Genomic DNA, 16,310 nt, shown 5'->3' with positions numbered 1-16,310 from the left:
CGGCTCCCTACGACATGGCGGCTCGGCCGACCGCGCCCGCCGCGGCCCGGGCGGCAGGTGAAGCCGCCAGGTACTCGACAGCCTTGCGCAGCGAGCCCTCCTGCGAGGGATGGTACGACCGCCGGAAGTAGCGGGGTATGGCCGTGCCTAGCTCTCTCCACGGAGGGAGCAGCCCCTTGGCCACGGCTCGGTTGTGCGCGCGCAGCGAATAGCGCTGCGGCGCGGCCAGTTGGGGATCGTGGCGCAGGAGGTACGAGGTTCCCCACACCCACAGCCAGGCCAGCACCGGTGCGACGACGACCATGCCCTCGACGCGCCGCGCGTAGCGGGGCAGGCCCGAGCCCCCGCAGTGCTGGTACATGTCGAAGGCGACGGAGCGGTGCTCCACCTCCTCGGCGCCGTGCCAGCGCAGCAGGTCCAGCATGATCTCGTCGGCGCCGGCCCGGTCGAGCCCGTCGGCGCGCAGCACCCAGTCCCCGAGGACCGCCGTGAACTGCTCGATCGCGGCGATCACGGCGAGCCGGAAACGCAGCCACTCCCGCGCGTTGACCGGAGCGCCGAAGGGCGGGGTCTCCCCCAGCAGCCGGTCGAAGAGGAGGTCCACGTACTTCGTGTACGCCTCGGTCGGCAGCCGCTGTTCGGCGAGGTGGTCCAGGACGTAGGCGTGCTGCACGCTGTGCGTGGCCTCCTGGCCCATGAACCCCTTGACGTCCATGCGCAGCCGGGGGTCGGTGACCAGTGGAAGGGCCTCCTTGAGGACCTTCACGAACCACCGCTCCCCGGCGGGCAGCAGCAGGTGCAGCACGTTGATCACATGGGTGGCGGTGGGCTCGCCCGGTATCCAGTGCAGCGGGGTGGCCTTCCAGTCGAAGGCCACTCGACGCGGACCGATCTCGTACGAAGCCCCGCGCACGCCCGCACCAGCCGAACCCGCACCAGCCGCGCCCACTCCTCCCCCCTCCGCACCAGCCGCGTCCGCGACCCCCTCCGCCGCCCCGCTCACAGTTTCGGTTCCAGCCTCGCGAGCCGCCGCAGCGTCCTCGGCGCGAAGCGCGACATCCACAGCGCGCCCTTGGACTCGGGCGTCACCGGCACCACGGCCTGGTTCCGCACCACCGCGAGCACGATCGCGTCGGCGACCTTCTCCGGCGGGAAGTTGCGCAGCCCGTACAGCCGCGACGAACGCTCCTGGCGGCGCTTCTCCTCGGCCGCGTCCACCCCTGCGAACCGGGAGGTGGCGGTGATGTTGGTGTTGACGATGCCCGGGCAGATCGCCGAGACCCCGATCGACTGCGACGCGAGCTCGGCGCGCAGGCACTCGGACAGCATCAGCACCGCCGCCTTGGAGGTGCTGTACGCGGGCAGGGTCCGGGACGGCAGATAGGCGGCGGCGGAGGCGGTGTTGACGATGTGGCCGCCCTGGCCGCGCTCGGCCATCTGCCTGCCGAAGATCCGGCAGCCGTGGATGACGCCCCACAGGTTGACGTCGAGGACCTTCTTCCAGTCCTCCGAGGTGGTCTCCAGGAACGGCCCCGACAGCCCGATCCCGGCGTTGTTCACCAGCACGTCCACGATGCCGTACTCGGCGGCGACCTTCGCCGCGAGCTTCTCCATGGCCTGCTCGTCGCTGACGTCGACGCACTCGTCCCAGGCCTCGGACGCCCCGACGAGGCGGGCCATGTCCGCGGTGCGCGCCGCGCCCTCGGCGTCCCGGTCCACGCACACCACCCGGGCGCCGGCCTCGGCGAAGGCGAACGCGGTGGCCCGCCCGATCCCGCTGGCGGCGCCGGTGACCAGGACCAGTCGGCCGCCGAACCGGTCGGCGTACTTGCCCGGCGCCTTCCGCTCGGGCGCGCGCGTGGCGGGCTCCTCCCGCGCGGTGACGAAGTCGGTGATCCACGCGGCCAGCTGGTCGGGCCGGGTCCGGGGCACCCAGTGCTTGGCGGGCAGCGTGCGGCGCAGCAGATCCGGAGCCCACAGCTCCAGCTCGTCGTAGAGCCGCTCGGACAGGAAGGCGTCCTCGGTCGGGGTGATCAGCTGGACCGGAACGTGCGCGTACGCGTCGGCGCGCGGTCGGCGCAGCCGGGGCCGGATGTTGTCGCGGTAGAGCCAGGCCCCGTTCGCCGCGTCCGAGGGCAGCGAGGCCGTGGGGTAGGAGCCGGCCGGGATCTTCTCCACGCGTTCCAGCATCCGCGGCCACCGCTTGCCGAGCGGACCGCGCCAGGCGAGTTCCGGCAGCACGGGCGTGTGCAGCATGTAGACGTACCAGGACTTCGCGCCCTGGTTCAGCAGCTGCGCGGCCCGGCGCGGGGTCGGCCGCGCCATCCGCTTCTTGATCCAGTGCCCGAAGTGGTCGAGGGAGGGTCCCGACATGGAGGTGAAGGAGGCGATCCGGCCCTCGGTGCGGGCGGTCGTGGCGAACTCCCAGCCCTGTACGGAGCCCCAGTCGTGGCCGACGAGGTGCACCGGCCGGTCCGGGCTGACCGCGTCCGCCACGGCCAGGAAGTCGTCGGTCAGCTTCTCCAGGGTGAAGCCGCCGCGCAGGGGCACCGGAGCCGTGGAGCGCCCGTGGCCGCGTACGTCGTACAGCACCACGTGGAAGCGGGCCGCGAGCCGCTCGGCGACCTCCGACCAGACTTCCTTGCTGTCCGGGTAGCCGTGCACCAGTACGACGGTGGGCCGGTCCGTCTCGCCGAGCTCGATGACGCACAGCTCGATCCCGCCGGTGCTCACCCGGCGCTCGCGCGCCCCCGCGAATGCAGCCGTCCCGCTCATGCCGTCTTCTCCTCAGCCCAGCGCCGCACGTGCGGCAGATCCTCGTCCAGCCAGAAGGCGCTCTCCTCGGGGTCCCGGGAGTCGGTGACGACCAGGATCTCCTCGAACTTCGCGCCGGTGCCCCGGAAGCCCAGGTGCGGTTCCACCGCCCACAGTCCGGGCTGCGGCGGGTGGTCGGAGAAGCGGTACGGGCTCCACAGCGGGGACCAGCCCTCGCGGTGCCCGTGCAGGACGTCGCCGGCCAGGCCCTTCAGGGACTGCGTGCCGAAACCGAACGCGGTCGGGGACCAGCGCCGCTCCTTGACCCGGTCTATCTTGTGCGCGATCACGCCGAAGGGGTACGCGCGGTGCCGGTTGGCATAGCCCTGCCGGGTCATCAGCCGCTCGACGTTCTCGTAGATCTCGCGCAGGGTGCGGCGCTCGCGCACCTGCTCCAGGATCAGCGTGCGGTGCTCGCGCAGATCGGACATGAGCCGGTCCTGCACCGGGTTGAGCCCGAGGCTGCCGGAGTAGCCGATGTCGGCCGCGTACCCCTTGTGGACGGGTGCCATGTCGAGGATGAACGGCATCCCCGGCTCCAGCTTCCGGTTGGTGGGGAAGAACTGGAGGGGGATCTTGAAGTTCGCGAAGGCGGTGCGGTCCCCGAACCAGGCGAACGGCAGGTGGAACCAGTCCCGCACCCCGCGCTCGCGCAGCCACTCGCGCTGCATCCGGGCCGCCTCGCGCTCGGTGACGCCGGGCCGCAGCTGCGCCGCGACGGCCTCCGCGCACGCGTAGGAGAGGCGCTGGACCTCCCTGAACCCGATGAGGTCGGCCGAGAGTTGCCTCGTGTGTTGCTTGGTGTCCCCAGCCATGCCAGCCGTCCGTCCGTGTAGCCGTACGCGCCCGTAAGTTGACACTGATGAATGTGACAATGACTGGAGATCACGTCAAGGGTCGTGCACGCACCTGTGGATAAGTCGGCCGGTTCCGCACCGGACCATCAGCCTCCAGTACGGGTGTGTACGCCGGAAGGCGGAGACGGGATCCAGCTCCAGGTCTGACGTCTCACAGGAGCCCCGCCGATAACGTCTCACTCGTGACTGTCATCGCGACCGAAAGCCTGAGCAAGCGGTACCCCCGAGTGACCGCCCTCGACCGGCTCTCCCTGGACATCGGACCCGGCGTTACCGGGCTCGTGGGTGCCAACGGAGCCGGCAAGTCCACGCTGATCAAGATCCTGCTGGGACTGTCCCCCGCCACCGAGGGACGCGCCGCCGTGCTCGGACTCGACGTCGCCACTCACGGCAGCGCCATCCGTGAGCGCGTCGGCTACATGCCCGAGCACGACTGCCTGCCACCCGACGTGTCGGCCACCGAGTTCGTCGTGCACATGGCGCGCATGTCCGGACTGCCGCCGACCGCCGCCCGCGAGCGGACCGCCGACACCCTGCGCCACGTGGGGCTGTACGAGGAGCGCTACCGCCCCATCGGCGGCTACTCCACCGGCATGAAGCAGCGCGTCAAGCTGGCCCAGGCGCTCGTCCACGACCCCCAGCTGGTCCTCCTCGACGAGCCCACCAACGGCCTCGACCCCGTCGGCCGCGACGAGATGCTCGGCCTGATCCGCCGCGTCTACACCGACTTCGGGATCTCGGTCCTGGTCACCTCCCACCTCCTCGGAGAGCTGGAGCGGACCTGCGACCACGTCGTGGTCGTCGACGGCGGCAAGCTGCTGCGCTCCAGCTCCACCAGCGACTTCACCCAGATCACCACGACCCTCGCGGTCGAGGTCACCGACTCCGACACCCACCCGGACGGCACCGCCGCCCTGCGCAAGGCGCTCACCGACGCGGGCATCACCCTGCACGCGGGCGAGGAGCAGGGCCTGCCCGGCGCCGGCCACATCCTGCTGGTCGAGGCCACCGGGGAAGAGACGTACGACCGGGTCCGCGACACCGTCGCCGACCTCGGCCTCGGCCTGGTCCGCATGGAGCAGCGCCGCCACCACATCGCGGAGGTCTTCCGCGACAACGACCAGCAGCAGCTCGTCCGGAAGGGAGCCGGTACCGATGGCGCCTGACACCTCCACCCAGATCCACAACATCGGATACCGGTCCTACGAAGGCTCCCGCCTCGGCCGCGCCTACGCCCGCAAGTCGCTGTTCTCGCAGTCCCTGCGCGGCGCCTACGGTCTGGGTCGCTCCGCAAAGTCCAAGGTCCTCCCGATGATCCTCTTCGCGGTGATGTGCGTGCCCGCACTGATCATCGTCGCGGTGGCCATCGCGGTCCCCGGTTCCACCGACCTGCCGCTCAAGTACACGACGTACGCCCTGACCACCCAGGTGGTCATCGGCCTCTACCTCGCCTCCCAGGCGCCGCAGTCGGTCTCCCGAGACCTGCGCTTCAAGACCGTGCCGCTGTACTTCTCGCGGCCCATCGAGCGCGCCGACTACGTCCTGGCCAAATACGCGGCCATGGCCTCGGCGCTGTTCATGCTCACCGCCACGCCGCTGCTGATCATGTACATCGGCTCGCTCCTGGCGAAGTTCGACTTCGCCCACCAGACCAAGGGATTCGGGCAGGGCCTCGTGTCCGTACTGCTGCTGTCGCTGCTCTTCGCCGGCCTCGGCCTGGTCATGGCCGCGCTCACCCCACGCCGCGGGTTCGGCGTCGCCGCCGTCATCGCCCTGCTGCTCATCCCCTACGGCGCCGTCTCCACCGTGCAGGCCGTCGCCTACTCCACGGGTTCCACCGGAGCCATCGAGTGGATGGGCCTCTTCTCCCCGATCAGCCTGATCGACGGCGTCCAGGCCTCGTTCCTCGGCGCCACCTCCGCCTTCCCCGGCCAGGAGGCCCCGTCGACCGGTGTCGGCGTCGTCTACCTGCTCGTCGTCCTCGGCCTCATCGCCGGCTCCTACGCCGTCCTGATGGCCCGCTACCGGAAGGCCGGGCTGTGACCTTCATCGACATCGACCACACCTCCCGCTGGTTCGGAAACGTCGTGGCCGTCAACGACGTCTCCATGCGCATCGGCCCCGGTGTCACCGGGCTGCTGGGTCCCAACGGCGCCGGCAAGTCCACCCTCATCAACATGATGGGCGGCTTCCTCGCCCCCTCCACCGGCACCGTCACCCTCGACGGCGCGCCGATCTGGCAGAACGAGCAGGTCTACAAGCAGATCGGCGTCGTGCCCGAGCGCGAGGCCATGTACGACTTCCTCACCGGCCGCGAGTTCGTCGTCGCCAACGCCGAACTCCACGGGCTCGACGACGCGGCCGCCCAGCGGGCCCTCGCCACCGTCGAGATGGAGTACGCCCAGGACCGCAAGATCTCCACGTACTCCAAGGGCATGCGCCAGCGTGTGAAGATGGCCTCCGCCCTCGTGCACGACCCGTCCGTGCTGCTCCTCGACGAGCCGTTCAACGGCATGGACCCGCGCCAGCGCATGCAGCTCATGGACCTGTTGCGGCGGATGGGCGACTCGGGACGCACCGTCCTGTTCTCCTCCCACATCCTGGAGGAGGTCGAGCAGCTCGCCTCCCACATCGAGGTGGTCGTCGCCGGCCGGCACGCCGCCTCCGGCGACTTCCGCAAGATCCGCCGCCTGATGACGGACCGCCCGCACCGCTACCTCGTCCGCTCCTCCGACGACCGGGCCCTCGCCGCGGCCCTGATCGCCGACCCGTCCACCGCCGGCATCGAGGTCGACCACAAGGAAGGCGCCCTGCGCATCCAGGCCGTCGACTTCGGACGCTTCACCGAGCTGCTGCCGCAGGTCGCCCGCGATCACGGCATCCGGCTGCTGACGGTCTCGCCCTCCGACGAGTCCCTCGAGTCGGTCTTCTCCTACCTCGTCGCGGCCTGAAGGAGCTGGCACCATGTACAACCCCACCGTCGCCCGGCTCACCTACCGGGCCCTGCTCGGCCGCCGCCGCGCGCTGATCCTCTTCGCGCTGCCTGCCCTGCTGATCGTCATCGCCGTCGCCGTCCGCGCCTTCACCGGCGTGGACGACAAGGTCGCCGCCGACCTGCTCGGCGGGTTCGCCCTCGCCACGATGGTCCCGCTGATCGGCGTCATCGCCGGTACCGGAGCCATCGGCCCGGAGATCGACGACGGCTCGATCGTCTACCTGCTCTCCAAGCCCGTGAAGCGCCCGACGATCATCATGACCAAGCTGATCGTCGCGATCGCCGTCACCATGGCCTTCTCCGCGATCCCCACCCTGATCGCCGGGTTCATCCTCAACGGCAACGGCCAGCAGATCGCCGTCGCCTACACCGTCGCCGCCCTCGTCGCCTCGATCGCCTACAGCGCGCTGTTCCTGCTGCTGGGCACCGTCAGCCGGCACGCGGTCGTCTTCGGCCTCGTCTACGCCCTGATCTGGGAGTCGCTCTTCGGCAGCCTGGTCTCGGGCGCCAAGACGCTCAGCGTCCAGCAGTGGGCCCTGGCCCTCGCCGAGAAGGTCGCGGGCGAAGGCTACGTCGACGCCACCGTGGGCCTGCCCACGGCGGCCGTCCTGCTCGCCGTGGTCACCGTCGGCGCCACCGCCTACGCCGGCCAGAAGCTGCGCCGCCTCACCCTGGCGGGCGAGGAGTAGGACCGCTGCCCGCACTGTGCCCCGCCCGGCCCACCGGCCAGGCGGGGCACAGCCGCGCGGGCCATCATCAGTGCATGATCGAGCATCCCGAGCCGGAGCTGTCGAGGCCGCTGAGGTCCTGGATACGCTCCTCGCCGGGCACCCATCTATGGCTGCTGATCATCGCCCTCACCAGCGTCATCGTGGCCATCGCGCCCGACCAGCTCGATCACGTCCTGCTCCACCGCAACAGCAGCAACCTCCACGAGCTGACCCGGCACCCCATACGTTCCCTGATCTCCAGCGCCTTCTGGATCGAGAACCCGGCCTCCCTCGCCCTGTACGTGGTGCTCTTCGAGTTCTTCCAGGCCCCGGTCGAACGCTGGCTCGGCACGCTTCGCTGGCTCGTCATCATCGCCACCGCCCACATCACGGCCACCCTGGTCAGCCAGCGGGCCGTCCTGATGGCCATCCAGGACCACCGCGCCCCGCGCAGCATGGTCCACGTCGTCGACATCGGCGTCAGCTACGGACTCGCGGCCGCCGTCGGCGTTCTGACGTACCGGCTCCCCAACCCCTGGCGCTGGTTCTATCTCGCCGCGGCCGTTGCCTTCTTCGGGATCCCGCTCGCCGGCGGGGCCAACTTCACCGACCTCGGCCACGCCATCGCGCTCGCCGTCGGCCTGCTCGCCTGGCCGCTGACCCGGCATCCGCAGCCGACCGCTGTTTCACGTGAAACATGAGCGGGGCCGAGCAGGGAGCGGCGCGGAAAATCACTGGTACGGGACGTGCGGCCCGGGCAGAGTGAGCCGTGCGGGGAGCAACAAAAAAGGTCCGGAGCAGCCACTTCGAGCGCGCCTTGCGGCGCGGGCTGTTCCGGACCTTTCCCCGTTTCAGGGCGGAGCCGTCAGGCGGCGCCGAGCAGACGTTCCAGCACCACCGCGATGCCGTCCTCCTCGTTGGAGGTCGTCACCTCGTCGGCCACCGCCTTCAGCTCCGCGTGGGCGTTGGCCATCGCCACTCCGTGCGCGGCCCAGCCGAACATCGGGATGTCGTTGGGCATGTCGCCGAAGGCGATCGTCTCCGCCGCCTTCACCCCCAGCCGGCGCGCGGCCAGCGACAGGCCGGTGGCCTTCGTCAGCCCCAGCGGCAGGATCTCCACTATCCCGGCGCCCGCCATGACGATGTCGACGAGGCTGCCCACGGTCTGCCGGGCCACCCGGACGAGCTCGTCGTCGCCCAGCGTCGGGTGCTGGATGTACAGCTTGTTCAGGGGGGCCGTCCACACTGCGGCGGTGTCGTCCAGGTAGACGGCCGGGAGGCCCTCCTGCACCTGGTAGCCGGGCCCGAACAGCACCTCGCCGTCCACGCCGTCGCGGCTGGCCGCCAGCGCCAGCGGGCCGATCTCGGCCTCCAGCTTCGACAGCGCCAGCCCGGCCAGCTGCCGGTCCAGGGTCACCGAGGTCAGCAGCCGGTGTGCGCCCGCGTCGTAGACCTGTGCGCCCTGACCGCAGACCGCGATCCCCTTGTACCCGAGGTCGTCCAGCACGCCCCGGGTCCAGGGCACGGCCCGGCCGGTGACGATGATGTGGGCCGCGCCCGCCGCGGTGGCCGCGACGAGCGCTTCACGGGTGCGTTCCGAGACGGTGTCGTCGCCACGCAGCAGCGTGCCGTCGAGGTCGGTCGCGACGAGCTTGTACGGGAACGGAACCGGGCTCACTTGGCGATCGGCTCCAGGACCTCGCGGCCGCCGAGGAACGGGCGCAGTGCCACGGGCACCCGCACCGTACCGTCGGCCTGCTGGTGGTTCTCCAGGATCGCGACGATCGTGCGCGGTACGGCGCACAGCGTGCCGTTCAGCGTCGAGAGCGGCGCGGTCTTCTTGCCGTCGCGGTAGCGGATCGACAGGCGGCGGGCCTGGAAGCCGTCACAGTTCGAGGCGGAGGTCAGCTCGCGGTACTTGCCCTGGGTCGGGATCCACGCCTCGCAGTCGAACTTGCGCGAGGCGGAGGCCCCCAGGTCACCGGTGGCGACGTCGATCACCTGGAACGGCAGCTCCAGGCTGGTCAGCCACTGCTTCTCCCACTCCAGGAGGCGCTGGTGCTCAGCCTCGGCCTCCTCCGGCGCGACGTACGAGAACATCTCGACCTTGTCGAACTGGTGGACGCGGAAGATGCCGCGGGTGTCCTTGCCGTACGTGCCGGCCTCGCGGCGGAAGCACGGCGAGAAGCCGGCGTACCGCAGCGGCAGCTTCTCGGCGTCGATGATCTCGTCCATGTGGTACGCGGCGAGGGGGACCTCGGAGGTGCCGACGAGGTAGTAGTCGTCCTTCTCCAGGTGGTACACGTTCTCCGCGGCCTGGCCGAGGAAGCCGGTGCCCTCCATGGCGCGCGGGCGGACCAGCGCGGGGGTGAGCATCGGGATGAAGCCGGCCTCGGTGGCCTGCGTGATCGCGGCGTTGACCAGGGCGAGCTCCAGCAGCGCGCCGACACCGGTCAGGTAGTAGAAGCGCGAGCCCGACACCTTGGCGCCGCGCTCGACGTCGATGGCGCCCAGCGACTCGCCGAGCTCCAGGTGGTCCTTGGGCTCGAAGCCCTCGGCGGCGAAGTCGCGGATGGTGCCGTGCGTTTCGAGGACGGTGAAGTCCTCCTCGCCGCCGACCGGGACGTCCGTGTGGACGATGTTCCCGAGCTGGAGGAGGAGCCCCTTGGCAGCCTCGTCGGCCTCGTTCTGCTCCGCCTCGGCGGCCTTGACGTCGGTCTTGAGCTGCTCGGCCTTCTTCAGGAGCTCCGCCCGCTCCTCCGGGGAGGCCTTCGGGATGAGCTTGCCGAGCGACTTCTGCTCATTGCGCAGTTCGTCGAAACGCATGCCGGAGGACCTGCGGCGCTCGTCGGCGGAGAGCAATGCGTCGACGAGGCCGACGTCCTCTCCACGGGCGCGCTGCGAGGCACGGACACGGTCAGGGTCTTCACGGAGCAGCCGGAGGTCAATCACCCCTCCAGGCTACCGGGCCGGGCTTCTGAGGATCACACCGATATCACGCTGTGTGTCGCTATGCCCCAATTGAGGTGAATGCAAAAGAAGCGGCCGCTGGCCGGAAGCGATCGTTCCAGGGCGAGTCAATAAAAGCGGCCCATTCCCCGAAATGGGGCAGAACGTCGGCCGCCGGTCAGCCCCTGAGCAGGGCCGGAGGCCGTTCCTTGTCCACAGGAATTCACAGGATCCCTGTCTTATCCACAGGCTGTGCGCCGCATCTGTGGACACGGAAATAGATCATTCGCGGCCGGCGGGGGGTCGGGGCGAATCGGGGTTCAAACCGCCCTCACACACTCATTCGGGTGGGAATGACTCGCCCCAAAGAGTTGCCTGGTGATGCGGGGGTGACGCCGTTCACCTCCCGCTCCCCAGCGCGAAACCTGGGCCCCCCGACCGATTTGTCGACCTTGTCGTGCCGTTCTGTCGACTTGTCCCCAGGTCCCCATCTCGTCCTGTGGATAACTCTGTGGACAGTGGACGAACGACTAAGCCCGGCCGTCGAGGCAGCGCGCCAGCCAGTCGGAGGCGGACGTGAAATCACCGTCCGACGTACCGGGCCGCGTGGCGCGGACGTCACCCACAGCGACACCGGCCCTCGGGTAGGAGCCGAGGAAACGGACCTGCGGACAGGTCCGCTTGAGGCCCATCAGCGCCTCGCTCACCCGGCGGTCGGAGATGTGGCCCTCGGCGTCCACCGCGAAGCAGTAGTTGCCGATGCCCGCGCCCGTCGGCCGGGACTGGATCAGCATCAGGTTGACCCCGCGCACGGCGAATTCCTGGAGCAGTTCCAGCAGCGCACCGGGGTGGTCGTCGCCGAGCCACAGCACCACGGAGGTCTTGTCGGCTCCGGTCGGCGCGGCCGGCCGGGCGGGCCGGCCGACGAGCACGAACCGGGTCTCGGCGTTCTGCGCGTCGTGGATCTCGGTGACCAGCGCCTCCAGCCCGTAGGTGGCGGCGGCGAACTCACCCGCGAAGGCCGCGTCGAAACGGCCCTCCTGGACCAGCCGGGCGCCGTCGGCGTTGGAGGCGGCCGACTCCCACACCGCCTCGGGCAGGTTGGCCCGCAGCCAGTTGCGTACCTGCGGCTGCGCGACCGGGTGCCCGGTGACGGTCTTGATGTCCGGCAGCTTGGTACCCGGCCGCACGAGCAGCGCGAACGCGATGGGCAGCAGCACCTCGCGGTAGATCATCAGCGGTTCGCCGGACGCCAGCTCGTCGAGGGTCGCGGTGACCCCGCCCTCCACCGAGTTCTCGATGGGCACCAGCGCGGCGGCCGCCTCACCGTTGCGTACGGCGTCCAGGGCGGCCGGGACCGACACCATCGGGACGAGCTCCCGCGTGGCGGCTTCCGGGAGGGTGCGGAGGGCGGCTTCGGTGAAGGTGCCCTCGGGACCGAGATAGGTGAAGCGGGTGGCCGACATGCGGTCAGCCTAACGCCGGGTCAGCGGCCGGGGCGGGTCCGTTCACCCTTCGAGCAGCCGCTGCCCCACGTACTCACCCGCGCGCGGTCCGGGAGGCACGGCGTACAGCCCGCTGGACTCGTGCCGGATGAACGCGGACAGCGCGTCGCCCCGGTCGAGCTTGCGCTGGACGGGGACGAAGCCGCGCAGGGGGTCCGCCTGCCAGCAGATGAACAGCAGTCCGGCGTCCGGGGTGCCGTCCGCGCCGATCCCGTCGTGGAAGGAGAAGGGGCGCCGGAGCATGGCGGCCCCGCCGTTCTGCTCGGGGGCGGAGATCCGGGCGTGGGCGTTCGAGGGGATGACGGGCTTGCCGTCGGCGCCGATCTTGGCGAGGTCCATCGCAGTGGTCTCGGTGCCGCCGGTCAGCGGCGCACCCGTGGCCTTGGTGCGGCCGATGACCTGCTCCTGCTCGGCGGTGGACCGCTTGTCCCAGTCGTCGAGGAGCATCCGGATGCGCCGGACGACGGCGTACGAGCCGCCGCCCATCCAGGCGTGCTCGGCGGGCCCGGGGCCGGCGGCGGGGACGAAGATCCGCTTGTCGAAGTCCGGCTGGGCCGGCTTGGGGTTCGCGGTGCCGTCGATCTGGCCCATCAGGTTGCGGGCGGTCATCGGGGCGGCGGTGGCTCCGGGCGAGCGGTTGAAGCCGTTCATCTGCCAGCGCACGCGGGCGGCGTCCCCGGCGTCCTTCTGGAGGGAGCGCAGGGCGTGGAAGGCGACGAGCCCGTCGTCGGCGCCGATCTGGATCCACAGGTCGCCGTTGCTGCGCTGGGCGTCGAGCTGGTCGGCCGAGAAGGCGGGCAGCGGGTCGAGGGCGGTCGGGCGGCGGTCGATGAGGCCGGTGCGCTCGAAGAAGGAGTGGCCGAAGCCGAAGGTGACGGTCAGCGAGGACGGCCCGGCGTCGAGGGCGATGCCGGTGTCGGCGGTCGGGGCGCTCTCGCCGGCCATGAGCCGGCGGGCGGTGTCCGACCAGCGGCGCAGCAGGGCGGCGGCCTCCTTGCGCCCGGCGCCGGGGGCGAGGTCGAAGGCGACGACGTGGCCCTTGGCCTGGAGCGGGTGGGTGATGCCCGCCTGGTGGTCCCCGTTGAAGGCGATCTTGGTGGCGCCGAGGGAGCTGAGCGCGCCGCGGCTGCCGGGTGCGGCGGCCGTCCCCTGGTCGTCCGCCGCGGACCGCACAAGGGCGCCGCCCGTGGCGCCGAGCGCGAGCCCGGCGGCGCCGGCGGCGCCTACGGTGCCCAGCAGCCGGCGCCGTGAGATCTCGATGTCGGGGTTGCTCTCGTTGCTCTCGGTCACGCGGGTCAGCCGATCTTCACGTTCTTCTGGACGGTCGTCTGGTCGATGTCGGAGGTACGGACGGTCACGTCGATCCGCCATTCGCCGGCGAGCGGGAGCTGGACGCCGGAAGCGGTCCAGTGGCCGGGCGCGGCCTGCTCGGGGACGACGGGCAGGGGTCCGATGTCCTTGGTGGGGAGGGTGAAGGCCACCTTGATCTCGGGCAGCTCCAGCGGCCGGCCGTCGGGGGTGTCCGCCCACAGGTGGAGGGTGTTGGCGCCGACCCGGCCCGGGTCGAGTTCGAGCCGGACGGTTCCCTTGCCGGCCTGGCCGCCGGTGTCGAAGGGGAGGCTGATCTTGACGGCGCGGTCGGGGACGGCGGTGGCGGCGTCGGCGGAGCCGGAGCCGGTCTCCAGCTCCGCGGTCCGGCCAGGCTCGGTGCTGGTCAGGATGGTGGTGATGGCGAGCAGCACGACGGCCACCGCCGCCTCGGCGAGGACGGAGCGGCGCAGGCCGACCCGGTCGGCGTCGGCGTCACGGACCTGCTTCTCGCGCGCGTTCGCCCGGGCGGCGCGCTGCCGGGCGAGCTGAGCGGCGCGCTTGGGGTCGGCGGGGACGGTCACGGGCTCTGTTTCACGTGAAACATCGCGCTGGGAGACGACCTTGGTCTTCCGCCCCGCGGGGGTTTCGGCGAGCCGTGCGGTCCATTGCCGGGAGAGGTAGGCGATGCCGACGAGGACGATGACCAGACCGACCTTGACGAGCAGCAGCTGCCCGTAGCCGGTGCCGGTCAGTGCGGACCAGCTGCCGACCTGGCGCCACGACTGGTAGACGCCCGTGACGGCGAGGACCAGGACGCTGATGAAGGCGACCTTGGAGAAGCGCTGGACGGCCTCGCGCTCGATCTCGGGAATCTTGTGGAGGGCGACGAGCAGCGCGGTGAGCCCGCCGAGCCAGGCCGCGACGGCCAGCAGGTGCAGGATGTCGACGGGCATGGCGATGCCGGGCTGGATGCCGGTGGAGGCGTGCTCGGAGAGCGCCCAGGTGGCCGCGATGCCGGCGGCGACGACGGCTCCGCCGATCCCGAGGCCGAAGACGAGGTCGTTCGAGTCCTTCGCGGAGCCCGGGCCGTCGGAGGACTTGGCGCCCTTCGCGGGGCCGGCGCCGCTCTGGCTGCGCGCGTACGCCCCGAAGAGGACGGCGATGAACAGCGCGGCCGCGCCGAGGAGCAGCAGCCGGGAGACGAGGGAGGCGCCGGTCTTGGTCTCCAGGACGGCTCGCAGCCCGTCCAGGTCGAGGGCGTCGGCGAACTTCCCGGAGCCGGTGTACGGGTTGCGCAGCACCAGCATCACGAGCGTGGCGGCGGTGAGGGTGACCCAGGCCCGTACGACGAGCTTCTGCAGGGGCCGCTCGGCCGCGCCCCGGCGCCAGCACAGCAGCACGAAGGCGGCGCCGCCGATGAGGACGGCGAAGCCCCCGTACGCGGCGTAGCGGGCGATGTCGTAGGCGATGCCGACGGGTCCGCCGCCCGCCTGCCGGTCGGGCAGGCTGACGTTGGTCTCCGAAGGGGCGCCGATGGAGAAGGTGAAGGCGCCGGAGACCGGGTGGCTGTCGGCGGAGACGGCCTGCCAGGCGACCGTGTAGGTGCCGTTGGGCAGGCCGGAGTGCAGCGCGGTGCCGTAGCGGATGGTTGATCCACTGCACATGTCGCGCAGTTCGCCGGTGTCGACGCGTTTGCCCTGGGGGTCCAGGACGCGGATGGAGTCGCCGCCCATGGCGACCTGTTCCGAGAAGGAGAGGGTGACCTGGGCGGGGGCCGTGGCGACCACCGCCCCGTCCTTGGGGTCGCTCGCGGTGAGTGCGGCGTGCGCCGTGGCCGGGGTGGCCGCGGTGAACAGGGTTGCCAGCAGGGCGGCGAGGACCAGCGCGAGCCGCGGCAGGAGTGCCGCGGTCCGGACGCGGGCCGTGGAAGGGGCGGGGGCGGTGGCCGTCATGGCGTCTCAGTCCCTCGGTCCGTCAGTGGGCGGTGCCGTCGGTGTGTGCCGAAGCCTTCGCGTTGTACGTCCGCTCCTTGACGTCCAGCTCGACCTTGACGGGGTCGGCCTTCTCGAAGCGCAGCTCGACGGTGACCTTGTCGCCGACCTTCGGAGTGTTCTTCAGGCCCATGAACATGACGTGGTTGCCGCCGCGCTCCAGCTTCAGCTCGCCGTTGGCGGGTACCTCCATCGCCTGGACGTGCCGCATCTGCTGGTCCTTGGTCTCGTGGATCTGCAGATCGTCCGAGAGCGGGCTGGTGACGGCGACGAGCTTGTCGGCGGTCTTGGAGTCGTTCTTGATGACCATGAAGGCGCCGGCCATCTTGTCGTTGACGGGCTCGGGCATGTAGCCGCCGCTGACCGTCATCGCGGGCTTGGCCGCCGAGCTCTTGGAGCCGGAGTCCGAGCCGGAAGCGGAGTCCGAGTCGGAGGAGCAGCCGGATATGGCGAGCGCTGCCGTCAGGGAGAGGGCGGCGGCGAGGGTGCGGGTGGTGCGGCGGTTCACGGGTTCTCCCCCTTGACGATCTTCGGCAGGTCCTTGGTGTAGTCATCGACGGTCGTGCTCTCGCCGTAGAGGACGTAGCCCTCGTCGGTCTTGGGAGAGAACGCGATGACCTGCGCGCCGTGCATGGAGACGACGTCGCCGTTGGCCTCCGTCTTGGCGGCCTCGATGCCGATGCCGAGGCTGCGCGCGGCGGCCTGGATGGTGGCGAAGTCCCCGGTCAGGCCGGTGAACGCGGTGTCCTGGGACCCGAGCCACGCGCGGAGGGATTCGGGGGTGTCCCGTTCGGGGTCGGTGGTGACGAAGACGACCTGGAGCTTTTCCTGGTCGGCCTTCGGGAGTGCCTTCTTGGCGACGGCGATGTTGCTCATCGTCAGGGGGCACACGTCGGGGCAGCGGGTGTAGCCGAAGTAGATGAGCGTCGGCTTGCCCTTGGTCTGCTCGCGCAGGTTCCAGGGCTTGCCGGTGGTGTCCGTCAGGACGAGGTCCGGCTTGGTGAACGGGCGGTCGAGCACGGTCGCGGGGCCGACCTTGGTCTGGCCGCTGATCTGCTGGACCGCGCTGCTCTTGGCCGTCTCGCCGCCGCAGGCGGTGAGGGTGAGGGCGGCCGCCACCGCGAGGGCGGCGACCGTCACACGTGTGGTGCGCATGAAGAGATGTCCCTGGGATCGGG

The 16,310-nt window shown here is 70.8% G+C and carries 15 protein-coding genes; 5 read left to right on the top strand and 10 right to left on the bottom strand.

The window, feature by feature from the left end; all coding sequences use genetic code 11:
• Positions 1–7: 7 nt before the first annotated feature.
• The 3 genes from OG982_RS14100 to OG982_RS14090 form a co-directional block, all read right to left on the bottom strand.
• Entirely contained in the window at positions 8–913 is a 906-nt protein-coding gene (locus OG982_RS14100; RefSeq protein ID WP_266786863.1) for a metal-dependent hydrolase, read from the bottom strand.
• A gap of 86 nt (positions 914–999) precedes the next feature.
• Entirely contained in the window at positions 1,000–2,775 is a 1,776-nt protein-coding gene (locus OG982_RS14095; protein WP_266948655.1) for an SDR family oxidoreductase, read from the bottom strand.
• Complete coding sequence (locus OG982_RS14090; RefSeq protein ID WP_266786867.1) at positions 2,772–3,629, bottom strand: M24 family metallopeptidase; 858 nt, start codon at positions 3,627–3,629, stop codon at positions 2,772–2,774. Before OG982_RS14090 ends, OG982_RS14095 begins: the two co-directional genes overlap by 4 nt.
• Positions 3,630–3,853: 224 nt before the next feature.
• Here OG982_RS14090 and OG982_RS14085 point away from each other — a divergent pair, with 224 nt between their 5' ends.
• The 5 genes from OG982_RS14085 (at position 3,854) to OG982_RS14065 (ending at position 8,077) form a co-directional block, all read left to right on the top strand.
• Positions 3,854–4,837, top strand: coding sequence for an ABC transporter ATP-binding protein (locus OG982_RS14085; protein WP_266786869.1), 984 nt, complete (start codon positions 3,854–3,856; stop codon positions 4,835–4,837).
• Positions 4,827–5,714 (top strand): ABC transporter permease subunit, encoded by an 888-nt coding sequence (locus OG982_RS14080; RefSeq protein WP_266948653.1) that lies wholly within the window; start codon positions 4,827–4,829, stop codon positions 5,712–5,714. Before OG982_RS14085 ends, OG982_RS14080 begins: the two co-directional genes overlap by 11 nt.
• Positions 5,711–6,622 carry an ABC transporter ATP-binding protein gene (locus tag OG982_RS14075; RefSeq protein WP_266786873.1) on the top strand — a complete coding sequence of 304 codons (912 nt, stop codon included), beginning with the start codon at positions 5,711–5,713 and terminating at the stop codon, positions 6,620–6,622. The genes OG982_RS14080 and OG982_RS14075 overlap by 4 nt, the downstream gene beginning before the upstream one ends.
• A 13-nt stretch (positions 6,623–6,635) precedes the next feature.
• A complete protein-coding gene (locus tag OG982_RS14070) occupies positions 6,636–7,355 on the top strand; it encodes an ABC transporter permease (protein WP_266786875.1) in 720 nt (239 codons plus the stop codon).
• Between the two features lie 74 nt (positions 7,356–7,429).
• A complete protein-coding gene (locus OG982_RS14065; protein ID WP_266948652.1) occupies positions 7,430–8,077 on the top strand; it encodes a rhomboid-like protein in 648 nt (215 codons plus the stop codon).
• Between the two features lie 164 nt (positions 8,078–8,241).
• Here OG982_RS14065 and OG982_RS14060 read toward each other — a convergent pair whose 3' ends face one another.
• The 7 genes from OG982_RS14060 to OG982_RS14030 all read right to left on the bottom strand — a co-directional run bounded on the left by OG982_RS14060 (position 8,242) and on the right by OG982_RS14030 (position 16,287).
• Positions 8,242–9,054, bottom strand: coding sequence for an HAD family hydrolase (locus tag OG982_RS14060; protein ID WP_266786878.1), 813 nt, complete (start codon positions 9,052–9,054; stop codon positions 8,242–8,244).
• The gene (gene serS, locus OG982_RS14055; RefSeq protein ID WP_266786879.1) at positions 9,051–10,328 is read right to left on the bottom strand and encodes a serine--tRNA ligase; all 1,278 of its coding nucleotides are present in this window, start codon (positions 10,326–10,328) and stop codon (positions 9,051–9,053) included. The genes OG982_RS14060 and serS overlap by 4 nt, the downstream gene beginning before the upstream one ends.
• A gap of 527 nt (positions 10,329–10,855) precedes the next feature.
• Entirely contained in the window at positions 10,856–11,791 is a 936-nt protein-coding gene (gene pheA / locus OG982_RS14050; RefSeq protein ID WP_266786880.1) for a prephenate dehydratase, read from the bottom strand.
• A gap of 42 nt (positions 11,792–11,833) precedes the next feature.
• Positions 11,834–13,120, bottom strand: a complete 1,287-nt coding sequence (gene efeB / locus OG982_RS14045) for an iron uptake transporter deferrochelatase/peroxidase subunit (RefSeq protein WP_266948651.1) — start codon at positions 13,118–13,120, stop codon at positions 11,834–11,836.
• A 5-nt stretch (positions 13,121–13,125) separates the two neighbouring features.
• The gene (locus OG982_RS14040; RefSeq protein WP_266948650.1) at positions 13,126–15,093 is read right to left on the bottom strand and encodes a copper resistance protein CopC; all 1,968 of its coding nucleotides are present in this window, start codon (positions 15,091–15,093) and stop codon (positions 13,126–13,128) included.
• Between the two features lie 22 nt (positions 15,094–15,115).
• On the bottom strand, positions 15,116–15,640 hold the full coding sequence (locus tag OG982_RS14035; RefSeq protein WP_266948648.1) for a copper chaperone PCu(A)C: 525 nt from the start codon (positions 15,638–15,640) through the stop codon (positions 15,116–15,118).
• Positions 15,637–16,287, bottom strand: coding sequence for an SCO family protein (locus tag OG982_RS14030; RefSeq protein ID WP_266786884.1), 651 nt, complete (start codon positions 16,285–16,287; stop codon positions 15,637–15,639). Before OG982_RS14030 ends, OG982_RS14035 begins: the two co-directional genes overlap by 4 nt.
• Positions 16,288–16,310 lie beyond the last annotated feature (23 nt).

The organism is Streptomyces sp. NBC_01551, assembly GCF_026339935.1.
Lineage (GTDB): Bacteria > Actinomycetota > Actinomycetes > Streptomycetales > Streptomycetaceae > Streptomyces.
The sequence above is the reverse complement of the archived record's forward strand: the minus strand, read 5'-3'. Positions and strand labels throughout refer to the sequence as shown.

Coding starts and splice junctions, on each gene's coding strand:
- OG982_RS14070 (WP_266786875.1), top strand. CDS start 6,636: ATGTACAACCCCACCGTCGCCCGGCTCACCTACCGGGCCCTGCTCGGC.
- OG982_RS14030 (WP_266786884.1), bottom strand. CDS start 16,287: ATGCGCACCACACGTGTGACGGTCGCCGCCCTCGCGGTGGCGGCCGCC.
- OG982_RS14065 (WP_266948652.1), top strand. CDS start 7,430: ATGATCGAGCATCCCGAGCCGGAGCTGTCGAGGCCGCTGAGGTCCTGG.
- OG982_RS14095 (WP_266948655.1), bottom strand. CDS start 2,775: ATGAGCGGGACGGCTGCATTCGCGGGGGCGCGCGAGCGCCGGGTGAGC.
- OG982_RS14080 (WP_266948653.1), top strand. CDS start 4,827: ATGGCGCCTGACACCTCCACCCAGATCCACAACATCGGATACCGGTCC.
- OG982_RS14090 (WP_266786867.1), bottom strand. CDS start 3,629: ATGGCTGGGGACACCAAGCAACACACGAGGCAACTCTCGGCCGACCTC.
- pheA (WP_266786880.1), bottom strand. CDS start 11,791: ATGTCGGCCACCCGCTTCACCTATCTCGGTCCCGAGGGCACCTTCACC.
- OG982_RS14040 (WP_266948650.1), bottom strand. CDS start 15,093: ATGACGGCCACCGCCCCCGCCCCTTCCACGGCCCGCGTCCGGACCGCG.